This window comes from Variovorax soli NBRC 106424 (assembly GCF_001591385.1).
Taxonomy (GTDB): Bacteria; Pseudomonadota; Gammaproteobacteria; order Burkholderiales; family Burkholderiaceae_C; genus Variovorax; species Variovorax soli.
Genome location: NZ_BCUU01000107.1, coordinates 1 through 17,117, shown reverse-complemented (window position 1 = coordinate 17,117; position 17,117 = coordinate 1). Strand labels below are relative to the sequence as shown.

The 17,117-nt window shown below is 69.2% G+C and carries 16 protein-coding genes and 1 pseudogene; 4 read left to right on the top strand and 13 right to left on the bottom strand.

Features of this window, described 5'->3' with window-relative positions; translation table 11 throughout:
- The 9 genes and pseudogenes from VSO01S_RS22550 to VSO01S_RS22510 form a co-directional block, all read right to left on the bottom strand.
- A pseudogene (locus VSO01S_RS22550) lies at nt 1–270 on the bottom strand (thiol reductant ABC exporter subunit CydD); the annotation flags it as partial.
- 212 nt (nt 271–482) lie between these two features.
- Nucleotides 483–1,178, bottom strand: coding sequence for a hypothetical protein (locus VSO01S_RS27305; protein ID WP_153305378.1), 696 nt, complete (start codon nt 1,176–1,178; stop codon nt 483–485).
- A 493-nt stretch (nt 1,179–1,671) separates the two neighbouring features.
- Nucleotides 1,672–2,781: an acyltransferase family protein gene (locus VSO01S_RS22540; protein ID WP_068645036.1), complete on the bottom strand. Its 1,110-nt coding sequence runs from the start codon at nt 2,779–2,781 to the stop codon at nt 1,672–1,674.
- 53 nt (nt 2,782–2,834) lie between these two features.
- Entirely contained in the window at nt 2,835–3,797 is a 963-nt protein-coding gene (locus VSO01S_RS22535) for an NAD(P)H-dependent flavin oxidoreductase (RefSeq protein WP_068645033.1), read from the bottom strand.
- A gap of 117 nt (nt 3,798–3,914) precedes the next feature.
- Nucleotides 3,915–5,705, bottom strand: a complete 1,791-nt coding sequence (locus VSO01S_RS22530; RefSeq protein ID WP_068645032.1) for an acyl-CoA dehydrogenase — start codon at nt 5,703–5,705, stop codon at nt 3,915–3,917.
- A gap of 95 nt (nt 5,706–5,800) precedes the next feature.
- Nucleotides 5,801–6,736, bottom strand: a complete 936-nt coding sequence (locus VSO01S_RS22525) for an electron transfer flavoprotein subunit alpha/FixB family protein (RefSeq protein WP_068645031.1) — start codon at nt 6,734–6,736, stop codon at nt 5,801–5,803.
- 34 nt (nt 6,737–6,770) lie between these two features.
- Entirely contained in the window at nt 6,771–7,520 is a 750-nt protein-coding gene (locus VSO01S_RS22520) for an electron transfer flavoprotein subunit beta/FixA family protein (protein WP_068645030.1), read from the bottom strand.
- Between the two features lie 162 nt (nt 7,521–7,682).
- The gene (locus VSO01S_RS22515; protein WP_068645035.1) at nt 7,683–8,957 is read right to left on the bottom strand and encodes a mechanosensitive ion channel family protein; all 1,275 of its coding nucleotides are present in this window, start codon (nt 8,955–8,957) and stop codon (nt 7,683–7,685) included.
- A gap of 8 nt (nt 8,958–8,965) precedes the next feature.
- Nucleotides 8,966–9,919, bottom strand: coding sequence for a histone deacetylase family protein (locus tag VSO01S_RS22510; RefSeq protein ID WP_068645029.1), 954 nt, complete (start codon nt 9,917–9,919; stop codon nt 8,966–8,968).
- Nucleotides 9,920–9,985: 66 nt separating this feature from the next.
- Here VSO01S_RS22510 and VSO01S_RS22505 point away from each other — a divergent pair, with 66 nt between their 5' ends.
- Genes VSO01S_RS22505 through VSO01S_RS22490 form a run of 4 tightly spaced genes read left to right on the top strand, consistent with a single transcriptional unit; the run spans nt 9,986 to nt 14,535 of the window.
- Entirely contained in the window at nt 9,986–10,906 is a 921-nt protein-coding gene (locus tag VSO01S_RS22505) for an AAA family ATPase (protein ID WP_068645028.1), read from the top strand.
- A 9-nt stretch (nt 10,907–10,915) separates the two neighbouring features.
- Nucleotides 10,916–11,899 (top strand): DUF58 domain-containing protein, encoded by a 984-nt coding sequence (locus VSO01S_RS22500; RefSeq protein ID WP_068645027.1) that lies wholly within the window; start codon nt 10,916–10,918, stop codon nt 11,897–11,899.
- A complete protein-coding gene (locus VSO01S_RS22495) occupies nt 11,893–13,932 on the top strand; it encodes a transglutaminase TgpA family protein (protein WP_068645026.1) in 2,040 nt (679 codons plus the stop codon). The genes VSO01S_RS22500 and VSO01S_RS22495 overlap by 7 nt, the downstream gene beginning before the upstream one ends.
- A 36-nt stretch (nt 13,933–13,968) precedes the next feature.
- On the top strand, nt 13,969–14,535 hold the full coding sequence (locus VSO01S_RS22490; protein ID WP_068645025.1) for a methyltransferase family protein: 567 nt from the start codon (nt 13,969–13,971) through the stop codon (nt 14,533–14,535).
- A 17-nt stretch (nt 14,536–14,552) separates the two neighbouring features.
- On the opposite strand, the gene VSO01S_RS22485 is transcribed toward VSO01S_RS22490, so the two are convergent.
- The 4 genes from VSO01S_RS22485 to VSO01S_RS22470 all read right to left on the bottom strand — a co-directional run.
- A complete protein-coding gene (locus VSO01S_RS22485) occupies nt 14,553–15,056 on the bottom strand; it encodes a hypothetical protein (RefSeq protein WP_068645024.1) in 504 nt (167 codons plus the stop codon).
- On the bottom strand, nt 15,056–16,132 hold the full coding sequence (locus tag VSO01S_RS22480; protein WP_068645023.1) for a beta-ketoacyl synthase N-terminal-like domain-containing protein: 1,077 nt from the start codon (nt 16,130–16,132) through the stop codon (nt 15,056–15,058). The genes VSO01S_RS22485 and VSO01S_RS22480 overlap by 1 nt, the downstream gene beginning before the upstream one ends.
- Nucleotides 16,129–16,428: a phosphopantetheine-binding protein gene (locus VSO01S_RS22475; RefSeq protein WP_068645022.1), complete on the bottom strand. Its 300-nt coding sequence runs from the start codon at nt 16,426–16,428 to the stop codon at nt 16,129–16,131. Before VSO01S_RS22475 ends, VSO01S_RS22480 begins: the two co-directional genes overlap by 4 nt.
- Nucleotides 16,428–17,117, bottom strand: a 690-nt coding sequence (locus tag VSO01S_RS22470; protein ID WP_153305376.1) for an ABC transporter permease, incomplete at its 5' end; no start/stop codon positions are given. The genes VSO01S_RS22470 and VSO01S_RS22475, both read right to left, overlap by 1 nt.

The window sequence follows — 17,117 nt, the reverse complement described above, 5'->3', positions numbered from 1 at the left end:
GAGCAGGCCTCGCGCCTGCGCGAACACGCGGCGTGCGCCGGCCGCCTCGCAAGCGGCACGAACCAGGCCCAGCGCGAGCACGCCGGCGGCCGGCGGCCACACCGCATCGAACCCGCCGCCATCGGCCATGGCCTGCACCGCCATCGCGATCAAGGCGGCCTGCCCGATCCACAGCAGCGACGCCAGCACATGCAAGCCGGCGCCCGGCGGCAGACGCCTCGCCCAGCGACGGATCGCCTGTGCTGCCGGAAGGTCTTGCGTGGAGGGCACCGTGTTTCCGAATTTTCAGGTTTTTCTGAAATTACGTGAAATCATAACAGGCCGCGCTTTCCCGAGCGCGTTCGCCGGGCCCATTCTCAGCGGGCATGAACGCCGAAGCCAAGGCCGCCCAGGGCCGGCGTATTGTGAGCATGAAGTGCCAGCGGCGTGCGATATGCACGCAGGATCAGTTGGCTATCGAAGCCACGGGAGGCAAGGTGCCCTCACGGCGGTGGCGCGAAGGTGCAGTAGTAGTACCGGCCATTTCCGGCGGCATCGTAGGTGCGTTGGCAGTACTCGACGAACTGGGCCACGTTTTGCAGCCGCTGGGCGGGCGTGGTGCTGACCTGGGCGGCTGGCTTGAAGAAATTGGGATGCTGATCGATGAATGCCCGGACCTGGTCGTCGTTCGGAAGGTTGGTCAGGACGTCCCAGGCCCTGCTGACCACCAGCGGATGCGAAGCGGGATCATTCCAGTTCGCGTCGGTGTGGGTGAGGTGATAACCCGTGGATTCCTGCTCGATGCGGGCGTAGTGAAAGACGGCTTGCTGTGCGCCATCTTCCGGGGTCAAGGCGAATGCGACGGCGTTGGCGCAGGCCGGCACTGGCAAATTGACGAAGTCGGCCCCCGAATGACCGTCGGCTCGTGCGAATCCGGTCGGCGCTATCGCCTGATGGCGCGGTGTCCGGCTGTGGTTGGCCGGCAGGCCCCCGCCTTCGTACACGTGCAGCGGCGCGACCCGGTAGAGCCCCATCGTTTGCGCCGCATACTGTCCGCAATCGGCCAACGGCAACCGAGGAACATGCATGCTGCGGCCGGAGGCCGTCGCGCTGTACGTCACGTTGGATCTGAGATCGAGTCCTGCAGCCCACTGTGCTGGATCCCGGCGAAGCGGTGGGGGGTTGAGGTGGGTGGTCATGACCCGGGTCTCTCGGAAGACCGGCGGGTCATGGATGCCCAGCACCAATCCGGAGGGAGTGATGTTGGGCTGCAGGTGGCCGGGAGGCGGCTGCCACTGCCGGCGCCCCCGTCCAGGCGAGCCAACGCCGCGAAACTGGCCCGCTCCTGGCGCTGCCCCGTTGCCCGCGCCGGCACCACCCGGCAACGCCGAACGAGGCCCCGGACTGGCATCGAGCCGTCGCCCCGGCTGCGGCCTCGTGGCCGTGGATGGCCCCGGCATGGAAGGCGCGTCCTGTCTCGGCCCGGCGCGGCCAGACGCCTGCGGGCTGAAGAGTCTGTTGATCTGCATGGTGCTCTGGCAGGGGTGACGTCGACACCCGAGTGTTGGCGCGGACATCGTCCACGACCCGGGCGCATGCGAAATCTCACCCCCAAATGCGAATCGAGCAGCTGGGGTTGCCGTCCCGGCCCGCCGGACGCCTGCTGGCGTCGCGAGCCCAACGCCGGGAAGACTACTGCGCAGCGATCAGGCCGCCCACGACCAGCGCGGCCAGCAGCCCGGCCGTCAGGCGCCCGGAGGCCGGGCGCGATTCCACGAAGCGGTACAGCAGCGCGGCCGCCGCGATCGACAGACCGACGGCGGCCAGCATGGCCGTCAGGTTGATCCAGGGGGATTGCAGGCCCGCCTGCGCCATCACTGCGTTCACCACCAGGATGACCGGGAAGTGGATCAGGAACAGCGAGTACGAGATCCGCCCCAGCCAGAGCAGCGGCCCGGCCGCGAGCCATGCGGGCGGCTCGGCCAGCCAGCCCCTGCGCTGCCCCACCGCCAGCAGCAGCGCCACGGCCAGCGCAATGGCGATGCGGATTCGCCAGTCCCAGAGCAGCGCGACCATGCCCAGTGCCGCCAGCAGGGTCAGGGCCTTCCCGTAGCGGGCCGGCTGGTCGATGCGGCCGATCCAGAAGGCCAGCATGCCCAGGCCGTACGAGCCGATGAAATAGAAGGCGGTGCTGTCCAGTTCGGCCCGCAGGTTGAAGGCGAAGAGCGATGCCGCGACCATCGCCAGCACCAGCACGGCCAGCAGCCAGGCCGCGCGCGCCGCATCGAGCCGCCAGCGCCTTTGCAGCCACTCGGCGAGCATGACCAGGGCCAGCGCCAGCACGAACAGCTGGAAATCGATGGCCACGTACCAGACGCCGGTGCTCAGCGCGTCGTACCCGAGCAGGTCCTGCAGCAGCAGGCCGTGCGCCAGCAGCTGCGCGAACATGGGGGCGGCCGGCACGGCCTCATGGTCGAACCAGGGCCGGATGGCTGCTGCCGCCAGCACGCTCACGCACAGGGCGGCCAGGTAGGGCATGGCCAACCTGGCGTAGCGCTGCCAGACCCGTTGCCATGGCCCTTGGCGGGCGCGCAAGACGCCATCGGGCGCCAGCGAAGCCGCCGCAAGAAAACCTGCGATGACCAGGAACACCTGCACCGCCAGGCGCCCGTCGCGGCCCAGCCAGCCGATCAGCCGCGGCGCGAGCACGGCTGCCGCTTCGGGCATGGGCCCGTAGCGGCACAGGTGGTGCCCGACGATGAACAGGCAGGCGATGCCCTTGGCCGCATCCAGCAGCGGCATGCGGCCGGCATGCGCTGCCGGCTGCAAAGCCGCCTGCCCTGCTACCGCCGCGCTCAAAGGGCCAGACGCTTGCGGGCCTCGATGTATTCGCGCTTGAGCTTCTCGACGAAGGCCGCCGCGCTGGTCACTTCGGTGATGGCGCCGATGCCCTGGCCCGAGCCCCAGATGTCCTTCCAGGCCTTGGCCTTGGCGCCTTCGCCGCCGCCGAAGTTCATGGTCTTGAGGTCGCCTTCGGGCAGGTTGTCCGGGTCCATGCCCGCGGCGCGGATCGAGGGCGCCAGGTAGTTGCCGTGCACGCCGGTGAAGAGGTTGGAGTAGACGATGTCGTCCGAGCTGCCTTCGACGATGGCCTTCTTGTACTCGTCGCTGGCGCGGGCCTCGTGCGTGGCGATGAAAGCCGTGCCGATGTAGGCGAAATCGGCGCCCATGGCCTGCGCAGCCAGCACGGCGCCGCCCGTGGCGATGGAGCCGCTGAGCGCCACCGGCCCGTCGAACCACTGGCGGATTTCGTGGATCAGCGCGAAGGGGCTCTTCACACCTGCATGGCCGCCGGCACCGGCCGCCACGGCGATGATGCCGTCGGCGCCCTTCTCGATCGCCTTCTGGGCGAACTTGTTGTTGATGATGTCGTGCAGCGTCACGCCGCCGTAGCTGTGCACCGCCTCGTTCACGTCGGTGCGCGCGCCCAGCGAAGTGATGACGATCGGCACCTTGTACTTCACGACCATTTCCATGTCGTGCTCGAGGCGGTCATTGCTCTTGTGCACGATCTGGTTGATGGCGAACGGCGCCGCCGGCTTGTCGGGGTTGGCCTTGTTGTAGGCGGCCAGTTCCTCGGTGATCTCGGCCAGCCAGTCTTCCAGTTGCGATGCCGGGCGCGCGTTCAGCGCAGGCATGGAGCCCACCACGCCGGCTTTGCATTGGGCAATGACCAGCTTGGGGTTGCTGATGATGAAAAGCGGCGAACCGATGATGGGCAGCGGCAGGTTCGCGAGCACGGGCGGCAGCTTGGACATGGAGTCTCCGGATGAACTGGACGAAGGTTTATATGTTTTGAACCGGGCGGCACCCGTGCTTTGCGCGACAGGTGCCGCCGCGTGCGCGCCCGCCGGGCGCGCACGGATGCGAAGGCTTCAGAAAGCTTCGACGGGCAGCGCGGTCACACTGTCCGCGCCCTCGACGATGCTTTGCGCCGTGGCCGGAACGGTGTTGAGGATGTGCTCGGCGTAGAAGCGCGCGGTCGCGATCTTGGACTTCATGAAAGGCGCGTCCTGGCCCTTGGCCGCCAGTTGCTGCGCCACCAGCAGCGAGCGCGCCAGCTGCCAGCCCGCCACCAGCTTGCCGGCGGCCAGCAGGTACGGAACGCTGCCTGCGAACACGGCATTGGGCGCGGCCTTGGTCTGGCCGGCCACGAAGTCGACGATCTTCACGAAGGCTTCGCGCGCCGCGCTCAGGTGCTTCAGCACCGCCTTGGCGTCGTCGCTGCCCTGCTCGGCCAGTTCGCTTTCCGTCTTCTGCACTTCGGCCGCGATGGCCTTGGCCACCTGGCCGCCGTCGCGCGCCGTCTTGCGGCCCACCAGGTCGTTGGCCTGGATGGCGGTGGTGCCTTCGTAGATGGTGAGGATCTTCGCGTCGCGCAGGTATTGGGCAGCGCCAGTTTCCTCGATGAAGCCCATGCCGCCGTGCACCTGCACGCCCAGCGAGGTCACGTCCAGGCTCATCTCGGTGCTGTAGCCCTTGACCAGCGGCACCATGAATTCGTAGAAGGCCTGGTTCTGCTTGCGCACCGCTGCGTCGGGGTGGTGATGCGCCGCGTCGTAGGCGGCCGCGGCCACAATGGCCATGGCGCGGCAACCCTCGGTGTGGGCACGCATGGTCATCAGCATGCGCTTGACGTCCGGGTGATGGATGATGGGCGCGCTGGCGTTGATGGAGCCGTCCACCGGGCGGCTTTGCACGCGCTCCTTGGCATAGGCCACCGCATGCTGGTAGGCGCGCTCGGCCACCGCGATGCCCTGCATGCCCACCGAATAGCGGGCCGAGTTCATCATGATGAACATGTACTCCAGGCCGCGGTTCTCCTCGCCCACCAGGTAGCCGATGGCACCGCCGTTGTCGCCGTACTGCAGCACTGCCGTGGGCGATGCCTTGATGCCCAGCTTGTGCTCGATGCTCACGCAGTGCACGTCGTTGCGCGCCCCGAGCGAACCATCCTTGTTCACCAGGAACTTGGGCACCACGAACAGGCTGATGCCCTTCACGCCTTCCGGCGCGCCGGCCACGCGGGCCAGCACCAGGTGCACGATGTTCTCGGCCATGTCGTGCTCGCCGTAGGTGATGAAGATCTTGGTACCGAAGACCTTGTAGGTGCCGTCAGGCTGCGGCTCGGCGCGGCTGCGCACCAGCGACAGGTCGCTGCCGGCCTGCGGCTCGGTCAGGTTCATGGTGCCGGTCCACTGGCCGGTGACCAGCTTTTCCAGGTACACGGCCTTGAGCTCGTCGGAGCCGGCGGTCAGCAGCGCCTCGATGGCGCCGTCCGACAGCAGCGGGCACAGCGCGAAGCTGAGGTTGGCCGAGTTGAGCATTTCGAGGCAGGCCGCGCCGATGGTCTTGGGCAGGCCCTGGCCGCCGAAGTCGGTGGGGTGCTGCAGGCCCTGCCAACCGCCGCTGGCGAACTGGGCAAAGGCGTCCTTGAAGCCCGGCGTGGTGGTGACGACGCCGTCTTTCAGGGAAGAAGGATTTCGGTCGCCTTCCACGTTCAGCGGCGCGACCACGCCTTCGTTGAACTTGGCGCACTCTTCGAGCACGGCTTGTGCGGTTTCGAGGCCGGCGTCTTCAAAGGCCGGCATCTGGGCCACCTGGTCGATGCGAGCCAGGTGCTCGATGTCGAACAGCATGTCCTTGAGGGGGGCGATGTAACTCATGATGTGTGTCTCCCGTGGGCGGATACGAAAAGGGCATCGCGAACGATGCCCTGGATGGCTTCAGCGGATGGAAAGCCTCGTCTGGCCAGAGCCGATTACAGCGCCTTGACCAGTTCCGGCACCGCCGTGAACAGGTCCGCTTCCAGGCCGTAGTCGGCCACGCTGAAGATGGGCGCTTCCGGGTCCTTGTTGATCGCCACGATCACCTTCGAATCCTTCATGCCCGCCAGGTGCTGGATCGCGCCCGAGATGCCGGCTGCGATGTACAGCTGCGGCGCCACGATCTTGCCCGTCTGGCCCACCTGCAGGTCGTTGGGCGCGTAGCCCGCATCGACCGCCGCGCGGCTGGCGCCCAGGCCCGCATTGAGCTTGTCGGCCAGCGGCGCCATCACCTCCTGGAACTTCTCGGCGCTGCCCAGCGCCCGGCCACCGGAGACGATGATCTTGGCGGCGGTCAGTTCGGGGCGCGCGCTCTTGGTGACTTCGCGGCCCACGAAGCTGGACTTGCCGCTGTCGGCCACGCCTTGGGCGTTCTCGATGGCGGCGCTGCCGCCTTCTTTCGCTGCCGCGTCGAAGCCCGTCGTACGGACGGTGATCACCTTGGTCGCATCGGCGCTTTGCACCGTGGCAATCGCGTTACCGGCGTAGATGGGGCGCTCGAAGGTGTCGGGGGAGACGACCTTGGTGATGTCGCTGATCTGGGCGACATCGAGCTTGGCGGCCACGCGCGGGGCGACGTTCTTGCCGTTGGCGGTGGCGGGGAACAGGATGTGGCTGTAGTTGCCAGCGATCGCGAGCACTTGCGCCGCGACGTTCTCGGCCAGGTTGTCGGTCAGGGCTGCGCTGTCGGCGGCGATCACCTTGGCGACGCCGGCGATCCTGGCGGCTTGGGCTGCGGCTTCGGCGGCATTGGCACCAGCCACCAGCACGTGCACATCGCCGCTTTGGCAGGCGATGCCCGCGGTGACGGTGTTCAGGGTCGCCGGCTTGACGGTGGCGTGGTCGTGTTCGGCAATGACGAGGACGGTCATGTTCGTGTCTTCCTTCTTGTGTTCCCAGGCAGCCTTAGATGACCTTGGCTTCGTTCTTGAGCTTGTCCACCAGGGTGGCGACATCGGGCACCTTGATGCCGGCGCCGCGCTTCGGGGGCTCGCTCACCTTCAGGGTCTTCAGGCGCGGTGCAACGTCCACGCCCAGGTCGGCCGGAGACACCGTGTCCAGCTGCTTCTTCTTGGCCTTCATGATGTTGGGCAGCGTCACGTAGCGCGGCTCGTTCAGGCGCAGGTCGGTGGTGATGACTGCGGGCAGCGACAGGGCGATGGTCTCCAGGCCGCCGTCGACTTCGCGGGTGACGGTGGCCTTGTCACCGGCGATCTCCACCTTGGAGGCGAAGGTGGCTTGGGGCAGGTCCGCCAGCGCAGCCAGCATCTGGCCGGTCTGGTTGGCATCGTCGTCGATGGCCTGCTTGCCCAGGATGACCAGCGAAGGCTGTTCCTTGTCCACCAGGGCCTTGAGCAGCTTGGCCACGGCCAGGGGCTGCAGCTCTTCGGTGGTCTCCACCAGAATGCCGCGGTCGGCGCCGATGGCCATGGCGGTGCGCAGCGTCTCCTGGCACTTGGCCTCGCCGCAGGAGACGGCGATGATTTCCGTGACCACGCCCTTTTCCTTCAGGCGCACCGCCTCTTCGACGGCAATCTCGTCGAAGGGGTTCATGCTCATCTTGACGTTGGCGATGTCCACGCCCGTGCCGTCACTCTTGACGCGGACCTTGACGTTGAAATCGACGACCCGCTTGACGGGGACCAATACCTTCATGGGTTGACTCCATTGAATTGCAAAACCGGGGGACAGGCGCACAACGCAGCGCACGAGGCAGCCGGCCATTTTAGGTCGCCACCTGCCGCACGCCTGTTCATTTCAATCACCGCGCACTGCCCGCTCACTTAAAAAAGAACGGTCGTGCTTTTTTGCTACGAATTATAGGTGAGCATTGCTGCTTTGCAACATTCCGGCGGGTAAGGATTCGATACGCACCGCGCGCCGCGGCCCCGCGATCTCGATGCCGGCGGCGTGCAGGCCGTCGAGGATGGCGATGTTGATGTCCGAACGCAGGTTCACCTGCCCCTTGTCGGGGTCCTTCACCCAGACGTTGAGGCTGAACTCCAGGCCATCGGGCGCGAAATTGACGAGGTAGGCCACCGGCACGGGGTCGGTCATCACGCGCGGCTGGGCCCGCGCGGCGCTGCAGAGAATCTCCTGCACCCGGCCCACCTCTGTGCCATAGGGCACCACGATGGTGGTGGTGATGTTGAACTTCAGGTCCTGGTGCGTGAGGTTCTCGACGCGGCTCGTGATGAGCGACTCGTTGGGCACGATGGCCTCCCGGCCGTTGCCGGCGCGGATAAGGGTGTAGCGTGTCTTGATGTCGGTGATGCGGCCTTCGAAGGCATCCACCTTCACGTTGTCGCCGATGCGGATGGAGCGCTCCAGCAGGATAACGAAGCCGCTCACGTAGTTGGCCGCCAGCTTCTGCAGGCCGAAGCCCAGGCCCACGCCCAGCGCACCGCCCAGCACCGACAGCGCCGTCAGGTCCACCCCCACCGCCGAGAGCGCGAACAGCAGGCCGATCAGCAGCAGGAAGGCCCGCATCGCATTCGACGCCACCTTGCGCATCGACAGGTCGTGCACCGCCTCGGCCAGCACGCGCTTCTCGATGGTCGCCGAGATCCACAGTGCGATCATCAGCACCAGGCCGGCCGAAGCCAGCCCTTCGAGAATGGTGCGGATGCTGACCTGCGTCTTGCCGAAGGCCAGGTGGATGGCGTCCAGCTCGTCCAGCACCGACGGCAGCAGGCCGACGATCCAGAGGATGGCGGCAAGCCAGGCCAACCAGGAGACGGTGCGCTCGATCAGGCGCACCAGCGCCGAGGCCGGAAACACCGCCGCCAGCACGCGGGCCACGAAGCGGATCGCCAGCAGGGCCAGAAAGCCCGACACCGCAATGCGCAGCACCAGCACCGTCTGCACTTCGGCCAGGCCGCGGCGTGCCAGGTCGGTGAACACCAGCGCCAGCAACGGGAACAGCAGGCCGTCGACCACGTTGCGGCCGAACCAGATCGAATCCTTGGGCTGGTCGCGCCCGAACCAGCGGCACAGCGCCCACGCCAGCACCACGCAGGCGGCCAGCGCCGCCAGCTCGATCCACAAGGTGCGGACCTGCACCTGCCCGAGGCGGGCCAGGAACTCGTCCATCTGGAACATCAGACCTCCGCCAGCACGCGCAGGTGCGTCTCCACGCTGCGGGCCAGCGCGTCGAGGTTGTAGCCGCCTTCCAGCATCGACACGATGCGCCCGTGCGCAAAGCGGCGCGCCACGTCGCGCACGCGGCTGGTGATCCAGTAGTAGTCGTTCTCGTTCAGCCCCAGCTGGCCCAGGTCGTCGTCGCGGTGCGCGTCGAAGCCGGCGCTCACGAAGATCATCTGCGGCTTGAACTCCTCCAGCCGGGGGATCCACATCGCCTCGATCAGCTCGCGCACGTCCATGCCGCGGGTGTAGGCCGGCACCGGCACGTTGCACATGTTGGGCGCCGGATGCTCGGTGCCGCTGAAGGGGTAGAAGGGATGCTGGAAGATGCTCACCATCAGCACCCGCGGATCGTTCGAAAGGATGTCCTCGGTGCCGTTGCCGTGGTGCACGTCGAAGTCGACGATGGCCACGCGCTGCAGGCCGTGGTGCTCCAGCGCATGGCGCGCCGCGATGGCCACGTTGTTGAAGAAGCAGAAGCCCATCGCCTTGTCGCGGCAGGCATGGTGGCCGGGCGGGCGCACCGCGCAGAAGGCGTTTTCCAGTTCGCCCGCCATCACCGCGTCGGTGGCCGCGATGGCGGCGCCTGCGGCACGCCGGGCGGCCAGCATGGTGAAGCCGTTCATGGAAGTGTCGGGGTCGATCTGCGCATGGTCGGGGCCGCCGGCCGGCGCATCCTCCACCAGGCGCTGCGCCAGCGACTGCAGGTGCTCCACATGCTCGGGCGTGTGGGCCCGCAGCAGATGCTCCAGCGTGGCCAGGGGGACTTCGCTGCGCTCCAGGGCGTCTCCCACACCGCTGGAAAGAAGCCGGTCCTCGATGGCGTCGAGCCGTTCCGGACATTCCGGGTGGCCCCGCCCCATCTCATGCTTCCAAAAGTCCCGGTGTGTGAAGTAGCCAGTCTTGCCCATGTTCAATGGCAGGTCACAGCGATGGGATGTGCCGGCCTACGGTATCGTTTGCATATGGATACAAAAATGGACGTCGCCGCGAAGCTCGCCAGTTTGTTAAGTCAGCTTAACACGGTGATCGTGGGCAAAGAGGCGCAGGTGCGCGACTGCGTGGCCTGCCTGCTGGCCGGCGGGCACCTCCTGATCGAGGACGTGCCGGGCGTGGGCAAGACCACGCTGGCCCATGCGCTGTCGCACACCTTCGGCCTGCAGTTCTCGCGCGTGCAGTTCACCGCCGACCTCATGCCCGGCGACCTGTCGGGCGTGGCCATCTACGACCGGGGCCAGCAGACCTTCGTGTTCCACCCCGGGCCGATCTTCGCCCAGGTGCTGCTGGCCGACGAGATCAACCGCGCCAGCCCCAAGACGCAAAGCGCCCTGCTGGAAGCCATGGAAGAGAAGCAGGTCAGCATCGAAGGCGAGACCCGCGCCCTGCCCTCGCCCTTCTTCGTGATCGCCACGCAGAACCCCTTCGACCAGCTGGGCACCTTCGCCCTGCCCGAGTCGCAGCTGGACCGCTTCCTGATGCGCATCTCGCTGGGCTACCCCGACCGCGCGGCCGAGCGCCAGCTGCTGGCCGGCGCCGACCGGCGCGAGATGCTGGCAACGCTGCCGGCGCTGCTCACCCCGGGCGAGCTGCAGGCCATTCAACAGCGGGTGCAGCAGGTGCATGCGGCCGAGCCGCTGCTGAACTACGTGCAGGACCTGATCGCCGCCACCCGCTCGGGCCGCTGGTTCCTGCAGGGGCTGTCGCCGCGCGCGGGCATCGCGCTGCTGCGCGCCGCCAAGGCGCAGGCGCTGCTGGCCAACCGCGACTACGTGTCGCCCGACGACGTGCAGGCCGTGCTGCCGCAGACCATCGCCCACCGCCTCACGCCCGTGGGCGATGCGGGCCGCGGCGCGGTGGAGCAGGTGCGCGCCATGATGGCCGCGGTGCCTCTTCCCTAGGTGCCGCGCATGACAGCCAGCCTGCGCCAGCGCATCGACGGCTGGTTCCTCGCGCGCGTGCCGCCGTCGGACCGCATCGAGCTCACGCAGGGCAACGTCTACATCCTGCCCACGCGGGCGGGATGGCTGCTGGCCGCCACGCTGCTGGTGCTGCTGATCGCCTCGATCAACTACCAGCTCAACCTGGGCTACCTGCTGACCTTCCTGCTGGCCGGCAGCGTGGCCGTGGGCATGTACGTGTGCCATGCCACCCTGCGCGGCCTGGCGATGCACCTGCTGCCGCCCGAGCCGCAGTTCGCCGGCGCGGCCGCCGTCTTGCGCGTGGTGCTGGACAACCCGCGCCGCAGCACCCGCTACGGCATCGGCATGGCGGTGCGCGAAAGCGGCAAGTCCGCGGCCCCGAAGTGGGCCTGGTGCGACGTGCCGGCGCAAGGCAGCGCCACCGTGGACATCGCCTTCAAGCCGGGGCACCGCGGTCTGCATCCGGTGCCGCCCTTCACCGCCGAGACGCGCTTTCCGCTCGGCACCTTCCGCGTGTGGACGGTGTGGCGGCCGGCTGCCAAGGTGCTGGTCTACCCGGCGCCGGAGGCCCATCCCCCGGCGCTGCCGCCCGGCGAACCGCGGGCCGATTCGCAGCAGCTGGCCGGCGTGCGCTCGCAGCAGGCCGGCGAATACGACGGCATCCGCGCCTACCGCCGCGGCGACCCGCTGAAGATGGTGGTCTGGAAGAAGGTGGCGCGGGCCGAGGCGGCCGGCTCCGACAATCTCTTCAGCCGCGATGCGCAGCAGTCGCAGCGGCAGGAGCTGTGGCTGGACGCGCAGCACTGCGGCCTGCCCGAGCACGAGGCCCGGCTGTCGCGCCTGTGCGCCTGGGTGCTGATGGCCGACAAGCTCGGCCTGGACTGGGGCCTGCGCGTGGCGGGCCGCAGCATTGCGCCTTCGCAAGGCGAAGCGCACAAGCGCCAATGCCTGGAGCTGCTGGCCACATGCTGACGATGCCCGTCCCCCGCGGCAGGAAGACGGCGCGCCTGTCGGCACTGCCGCGCGAAACCCGCGACACCCTGTTCCTGCTCGGCGTGATCGCGGTCATCGTGCTGCCGCAGGTCGGGCGCCTGCCCTGGTGGTGCACCGCGCTGACCGGGTTGATCCTCGTGTGGCGCGGCAGCCTGGCCCTCAACTCGCAGCCGCTGCCCAGCCGGTGGTGGCGCGCCGGGCTGCTGGCCCTGGCGCTGGCTGCCACCGCGTTCACGCACCGCACCCTTCTCGGGCAGGACGCGGGCGTCACGCTGGTGGTGCTGCTGCTTGCGCTCAAGACACTGGAGCTGCGCGCCCGGCGCGACGCCTTCGTGGTGTTCTTCCTGGGCTTCTTCGCGATGCTCACCAACTTCTTCTATTCGCAGTCGCTGCCCACGGCGCTGGCCATGCTGGTGGCGCTGCTGGGCCTGCTCACCGCGCTGGTCAATGCCCACATGCCGGTGGGGCGGCCGCCGCTCATGCAGTCGGCCCGCATGGCCGCGCGCATGGCGCTGCTGGGCGCGCCCATCATGGTGGCGCTGTTCGTGCTGTTTCCGCGCATGTCGCCGCTGTGGGGCACGCCCAGCGACACGATGAGCGGACGCACGGGCCTGTCCAACAGCATGCGCGTCGGCGCCGTGGCCGAGCTGGCGCTGGACGACGGCATTGCCGCACGCGTGGTGTTCGACGGCGACCGCGTGCCGCGGCAGACCGACCTGTACTTCCGCGGCCCGGTGCTCCCGCAGTTCGACGGGGTCGAATGGACGGCGCTGCCCGCCTACCAGCAGATGCGCGTGCCCGCCAACCTCCGGGTGCGAGGCGAACCCGTGCGCTACCAGGTCACGCTGGAGGCGAACCAGCGCCCGTGGCTGCTCACGCTCGACGCCGCGCCCAACCCGCCGCAGGCCCCTGGCATGGCGCCGCCGATCCAGACCCCCGACCTGCAGTGGATCGCGCCGCGCCCCACGCGCGAGCTGCAGCGCTACCGCGCCGAGAGCTATCCGGACTTTCGCAGCGGCCCGCAGGAACGGGTGCCGGGCCTGGCGCTGTTCACGCAATTGCCGCCGGGCAGCAATCCGCGCACGGTGCAGCTGGCAGTCGAACTGCAGGCCGATCCGCGCACGGCAGGCGGCAGCAACACGGCCGAACTGGTGCGGCTGGCCCTGCAGCGGCTGCGCACCGGCGGCTACAGCTACACGCTGGAGCCGGGCGAGTACGGGCGGCACACCGCCGACGAATTCTGGTTCGACCGCAAGGCGGGTTTCTGCGAGCACATCGCCTCGTCCTTCGTGATCCTGATGCGCGCGGCGGGCGTGCCGGCGCGCATCGTCACCGGCTTCCAGGGCGGCGAGCGCAACCCCATCGACGGCATCTGGACCCTTCGCAACCGCGACGCCCATGCCTGGGCCGAAGTCTGGCAGGCCGGCCAGGGCTGGGTGCGGGTGGACCCGACCGCAGCCATCTCGCCCGACCGCATCGGCGCCTTCCAGCGGCTGGCCCCGCCGCAGGGCGTGCTGGCCGGCGCATTCAATGCGGTCAACCCCACGCTGGTGCAGCATGTGCGCGCCGCGTGGGAGGCGGTCAACAACGGCTGGAACCAGTGGGTGCTCAACTACACGCAGGGGCGCCAGCTGGACCTGCTCAAGGACATCGGCTTTTCCGCGCCCAGCCTGCAGGACCTGGTGATGCTGCTGCTGGGCCTGCTGATTGCCGCCAGCCTGGCGGGCGCCCTGTGGGCGTTGTGGGAGCGCCGTCGGCAGGACCCGTGGCTGCGCCTGTTGTCCAACGCGCGGGCGAGGCTGGAGCGCAGCGGCCTTGCGCTGCCGGACTCCGCGCCGCCGCGCGAGATCGCACGGCAGGTGCGCGAGCGCTTCGGCGCCACGCAGGCCGAGCTGGTGCGCGAGATCGACGACTGGCTGGTGCGCCTGGAACGCCAGCGCTACAGTCCGCATCCCGGGCAAGGGCTGGCTGCGTTGCGTTCGGATTTCGCACGGCTGCGCTGGCCGCGTTGATGCCATGATCTTGCCGCTATCCGCCACCTCGACCCAATGAATCTCTCGCTGGAACTGCGCCTGCTCGCCTTCGGCGCACTGACGCTGTATTTCGCCTGGGTCTCGCGCCACGCGCTGCGCAGGCCGCAGGCCCACGGCTTCTGGCGCTTCTTCGCCTGGGAATGCATCGCGGCCCTGGTCCTGCTCAACCTGCCGATGTGGGAGCGCGATCCGCTGTCGCCGCGGCAGATCGCCTCGTGGCTGCTGCTCGCCGTCTCGCCCTGGCTCGCCATCCACGCGGTGCTGCTGCTGCGCCGCGAGGGCCGCCCGGATGATGCGCGGCGCACCGACGCCGAACTGCTGGGCTTCGAGCGCACCTCGCGCCTGGTCACGGGCGGCGCCTTCCGCTACATCCGGCACCCGATGTATGCGGCCTTGCTGGCGCTGGCCTGGGGCGCCTACCTGAAGCACATCACGCCCCAGAGCTCGGTGCTGGTCGCCGGCGCCAGCCTCTTCCTGCTGCTCACGGCGCTGCGCGACGAGGTCGAATGCCGCACGCACTTCGGTGCCGACTATGCCGCCTACATGCGGCGCAGCAAGCGCTTCATTCCCTTTGTTTTCTAGCGCCGGCCAATGGACCGTCAATCGCGCACCAGCCACCACCAGCGGGTGGCCAGCTGCATCCCCGACTCCTCGACCTGACCCAGCAGCAGGCCGCTCGCTTGCGCCTGCAATGCCTCGCGCTGCGCCAGGCGCCAGGCTTGCGCCGGGTCGCGGTGCGCCAGGCAACCGCCCTGGCCTTCCCATTGCAGCCATTGGCCGAGCGCGGCCAGCAGCTGGCTGGACTGGCTCTGCAAAAAGCCGAATGGCAGCGGCAGCCCATCGCGGCATTGCGCGGCCGTGGCATGCGTCGCGCTTTCCGAACCGCTGAGGCTGGCGACGCACACCATGGCCTGCGGCGGCAGCACGGCCAGGCCGGCGGCCTCCAGGCAAGTGCGCGCGCCGTACAGGCCCAGTTCCGCCCAGGTGCCCAGGCGGCGCGGACGGGCGCCGAGCAACCCGGCCAGTTCTTCGCGCCAGTGCAGCGGCGGCGGATCGGCAACGCTGCAGGCGGCCACGCGCCAGGGGGATTCGAGTCCGTCCATCAGCGGGCCTCCTGGTCGGTGGCGACCAGCGCGGCATGCCCGCCGCCGAAGCCGGCGAAAAGCAGCAGCAGGCGATGTGCCGCATGCGCCGGTGCCTTGCCCAGCTGCGGCGCCAATGCCGGATCGGGCGCGTAGTGCAGGCGCGGCCACACATCGGCCGCCTGGCACGCCGTGAGCAATGCGAGTTCGGCCGCACCGGCCGCGCCCAGCGTATGCCCCAGCGAGGGCTTGAGGGTGACCCAGGGCACGTGCGTACCGAGGCGTTCGGCAAGCAGCGACGCTTCCAGCGCATCGTTGGCGCCGCTGCCCGCCGCATGCATCTTGACCAGGCCGATGTCGCGCGCCTGCAGGCCGCCGCGCGCCAGGGCCAGGTCAAGTGCCCGTGCGAGCGCCTGCGGCTCCAGGCCGGCCGGGTTGCTGCCGCCAACCACGCAGGCGCCGCCGTCGATGCGCCAGCGGGCCGGCGCAGCGCCCAGGTGCAGGGCTGCCACGGCTTCTCCCACCACCAGGCCCGCACGCCCGGCGCCGCAGGGCTGCGCACGCTCGGTCGAAAGCAGTTGCATGGCGGCCAATCCGCAGACGGTGTAGCGGTTGGGCAGTTCGAGGCCGAGCACCAGCGCATCTTCGCATTCGCCGGCGCCGATGCAGCGCTGCGCCGACAGCACGGCCTGCACGGCGGAGGTGCAGGCGTTGAAGACGCTGAACACCGGGCCCCGCCAGTCGAGCCATTGCGCCACGCGTTCGGAGAACGCATGGGTGTCGCCATGCCACGCCAGCGACTGCTCGCGCGCGCCGATGTCGCGCGAGGACGAGGCGATGAACAACGGGCCGCTGCGCGCGGTGTCGAGCGCTCCGCTCTCGCGGGCCGCGGCGCACACGGTCTCGCGCGCATGTGCCATCCAGGCATCTTCGGATGCGGGCACTTCGCCTTCCCAAACGGCATGCACCGGCCAGTCGAGCCCGGCATGGCGGCGCATGCGCGGCGGCGCATCGGTGCGCAGCGCGTGCACGGCGGCGGGCAGGTCGGGCCCCAGCGCGCTGGCCAGGCCGGCGCCGCGCAGGTAGGTGGGCCTCATGGCGAAGCCTGTTGCTGCTGCTCGCGCGCGGCCTGCAGGTGCTGCGCCAGGTGCGTGAGCGACTGCAGCGCCAGGCGCGTCTGCTTGCTGTCGGGCATGCGCACGCCGTAGCGGGCCTGGATGGCCATCGAGAGCTGCAGCGCATCGAGCGAATCGAGGTCCAGGCGCGAGTCGGGCCCGAACAGCGGCTCGTCCTCGCGCAGGCCGCCGGGCGGCTCGCTCTGGTCCACGGCTTCCAGCACCACCTGCTTGAGCTCGGCCAGCCCTTCGGGCGATGTGATGACGATGCCTGCCATCAGGCCCTCCTGAACAACAACACGGCGGCGAGCGCCGCGGCCAGCGCCAGCAGCCCCAGCCGCAGCGCGTAAGGCCACACCTCCTGGATGCCGCCGCCGCGCAGCAGCACGGCCAGCAAGGCTTCCAAGCCCCAGTTCATCGGCGAGGCGGCCGCCAGCTGGCGCATGAAGGCCGGCATGACGAAGGTGGGGACCATGATGCCGCCCACCGCCGCCATCAGCACGTTGATCGCCGGGCCCAGCGTGCCGGCCTGCGCCGGCGTGCGCACCAGGCCGGCCAGGGCCAGCGACAACGCCACCGCGGCGGCGCTGGTGGCCCCCACCGCCAGCAGGAGTGCCGGCCAGTGCACGCCCGCCAGCGACAACGCATCGCCGCCCAGGCTCGGCATCAGCCACACGCCGATGGCCAGCATCAGCGCCGCCTGCAGCAGGTTCACACCGAAGTAAGGCAAGGCCTTGGACAACAGCAGCATCGCCGGCGACACGCCCAGCGCGCGCAGCCGCGCCAGCGTGCCGGAGCTGCGCTCCTGCAGGAACAGGCCCGACAGCGACGCCACGATGAAGAACATGCCGAACACCAGCCAGGCTGGCACGCTCTGCTGCACCGCCGTCGGCCGCACGCCGGCCGCGGCGGCGCGGCGGCTGTCGACCAGCGCACCGATGGAGGCCCCGGGCGGCGGCGGCGGTGC

What these genes read in the sequence shown, in the direction of transcription:
- VSO01S_RS27305 (WP_153305378.1), bottom strand. Translation starts at nt 1,178, where the DNA reads ATGACCACCCACCTCAACCCCCCACCGCTTCGCCGGGATCCAGCACAG.
- VSO01S_RS22540 (WP_068645036.1), bottom strand. Translation starts at nt 2,781, where the DNA reads ATGCCGCTGCTGGATGCGGCCAAGGGCATCGCCTGCCTGTTCATCGTC.
- VSO01S_RS22535 (WP_068645033.1), bottom strand. Translation starts at nt 3,797, where the DNA reads ATGTCCAAGCTGCCGCCCGTGCTCGCGAACCTGCCGCTGCCCATCATC.
- VSO01S_RS22530 (WP_068645032.1), bottom strand. Translation starts at nt 5,705, where the DNA reads ATGAGTTACATCGCCCCCCTCAAGGACATGCTGTTCGACATCGAGCAC.
- VSO01S_RS22525 (WP_068645031.1), bottom strand. Translation starts at nt 6,736, where the DNA reads ATGACCGTCCTCGTCATTGCCGAACACGACCACGCCACCGTCAAGCCG.
- VSO01S_RS22520 (WP_068645030.1), bottom strand. Translation starts at nt 7,520, where the DNA reads ATGAAGGTATTGGTCCCCGTCAAGCGGGTCGTCGATTTCAACGTCAAG.
- VSO01S_RS22515 (WP_068645035.1), bottom strand. Translation starts at nt 8,957, where the DNA reads ATGGACGAGTTCCTGGCCCGCCTCGGGCAGGTGCAGGTCCGCACCTTG.
- VSO01S_RS22510 (WP_068645029.1), bottom strand. Translation starts at nt 9,919, where the DNA reads ATGGGCAAGACTGGCTACTTCACACACCGGGACTTTTGGAAGCATGAG.
- VSO01S_RS22505 (WP_068645028.1), top strand. Translation starts at nt 9,986, where the DNA reads ATGGACGTCGCCGCGAAGCTCGCCAGTTTGTTAAGTCAGCTTAACACG.
- VSO01S_RS22500 (WP_068645027.1), top strand. Translation starts at nt 10,916, where the DNA reads ATGACAGCCAGCCTGCGCCAGCGCATCGACGGCTGGTTCCTCGCGCGC.
- VSO01S_RS22495 (WP_068645026.1), top strand. Translation starts at nt 11,893, where the DNA reads ATGCTGACGATGCCCGTCCCCCGCGGCAGGAAGACGGCGCGCCTGTCG.
- VSO01S_RS22490 (WP_068645025.1), top strand. Translation starts at nt 13,969, where the DNA reads ATGAATCTCTCGCTGGAACTGCGCCTGCTCGCCTTCGGCGCACTGACG.
- VSO01S_RS22485 (WP_068645024.1), bottom strand. Translation starts at nt 15,056, where the DNA reads ATGGACGGACTCGAATCCCCCTGGCGCGTGGCCGCCTGCAGCGTTGCC.
- VSO01S_RS22480 (WP_068645023.1), bottom strand. Translation starts at nt 16,132, where the DNA reads ATGAGGCCCACCTACCTGCGCGGCGCCGGCCTGGCCAGCGCGCTGGGG.
- VSO01S_RS22475 (WP_068645022.1), bottom strand. Translation starts at nt 16,428, where the DNA reads ATGGCAGGCATCGTCATCACATCGCCCGAAGGGCTGGCCGAGCTCAAG.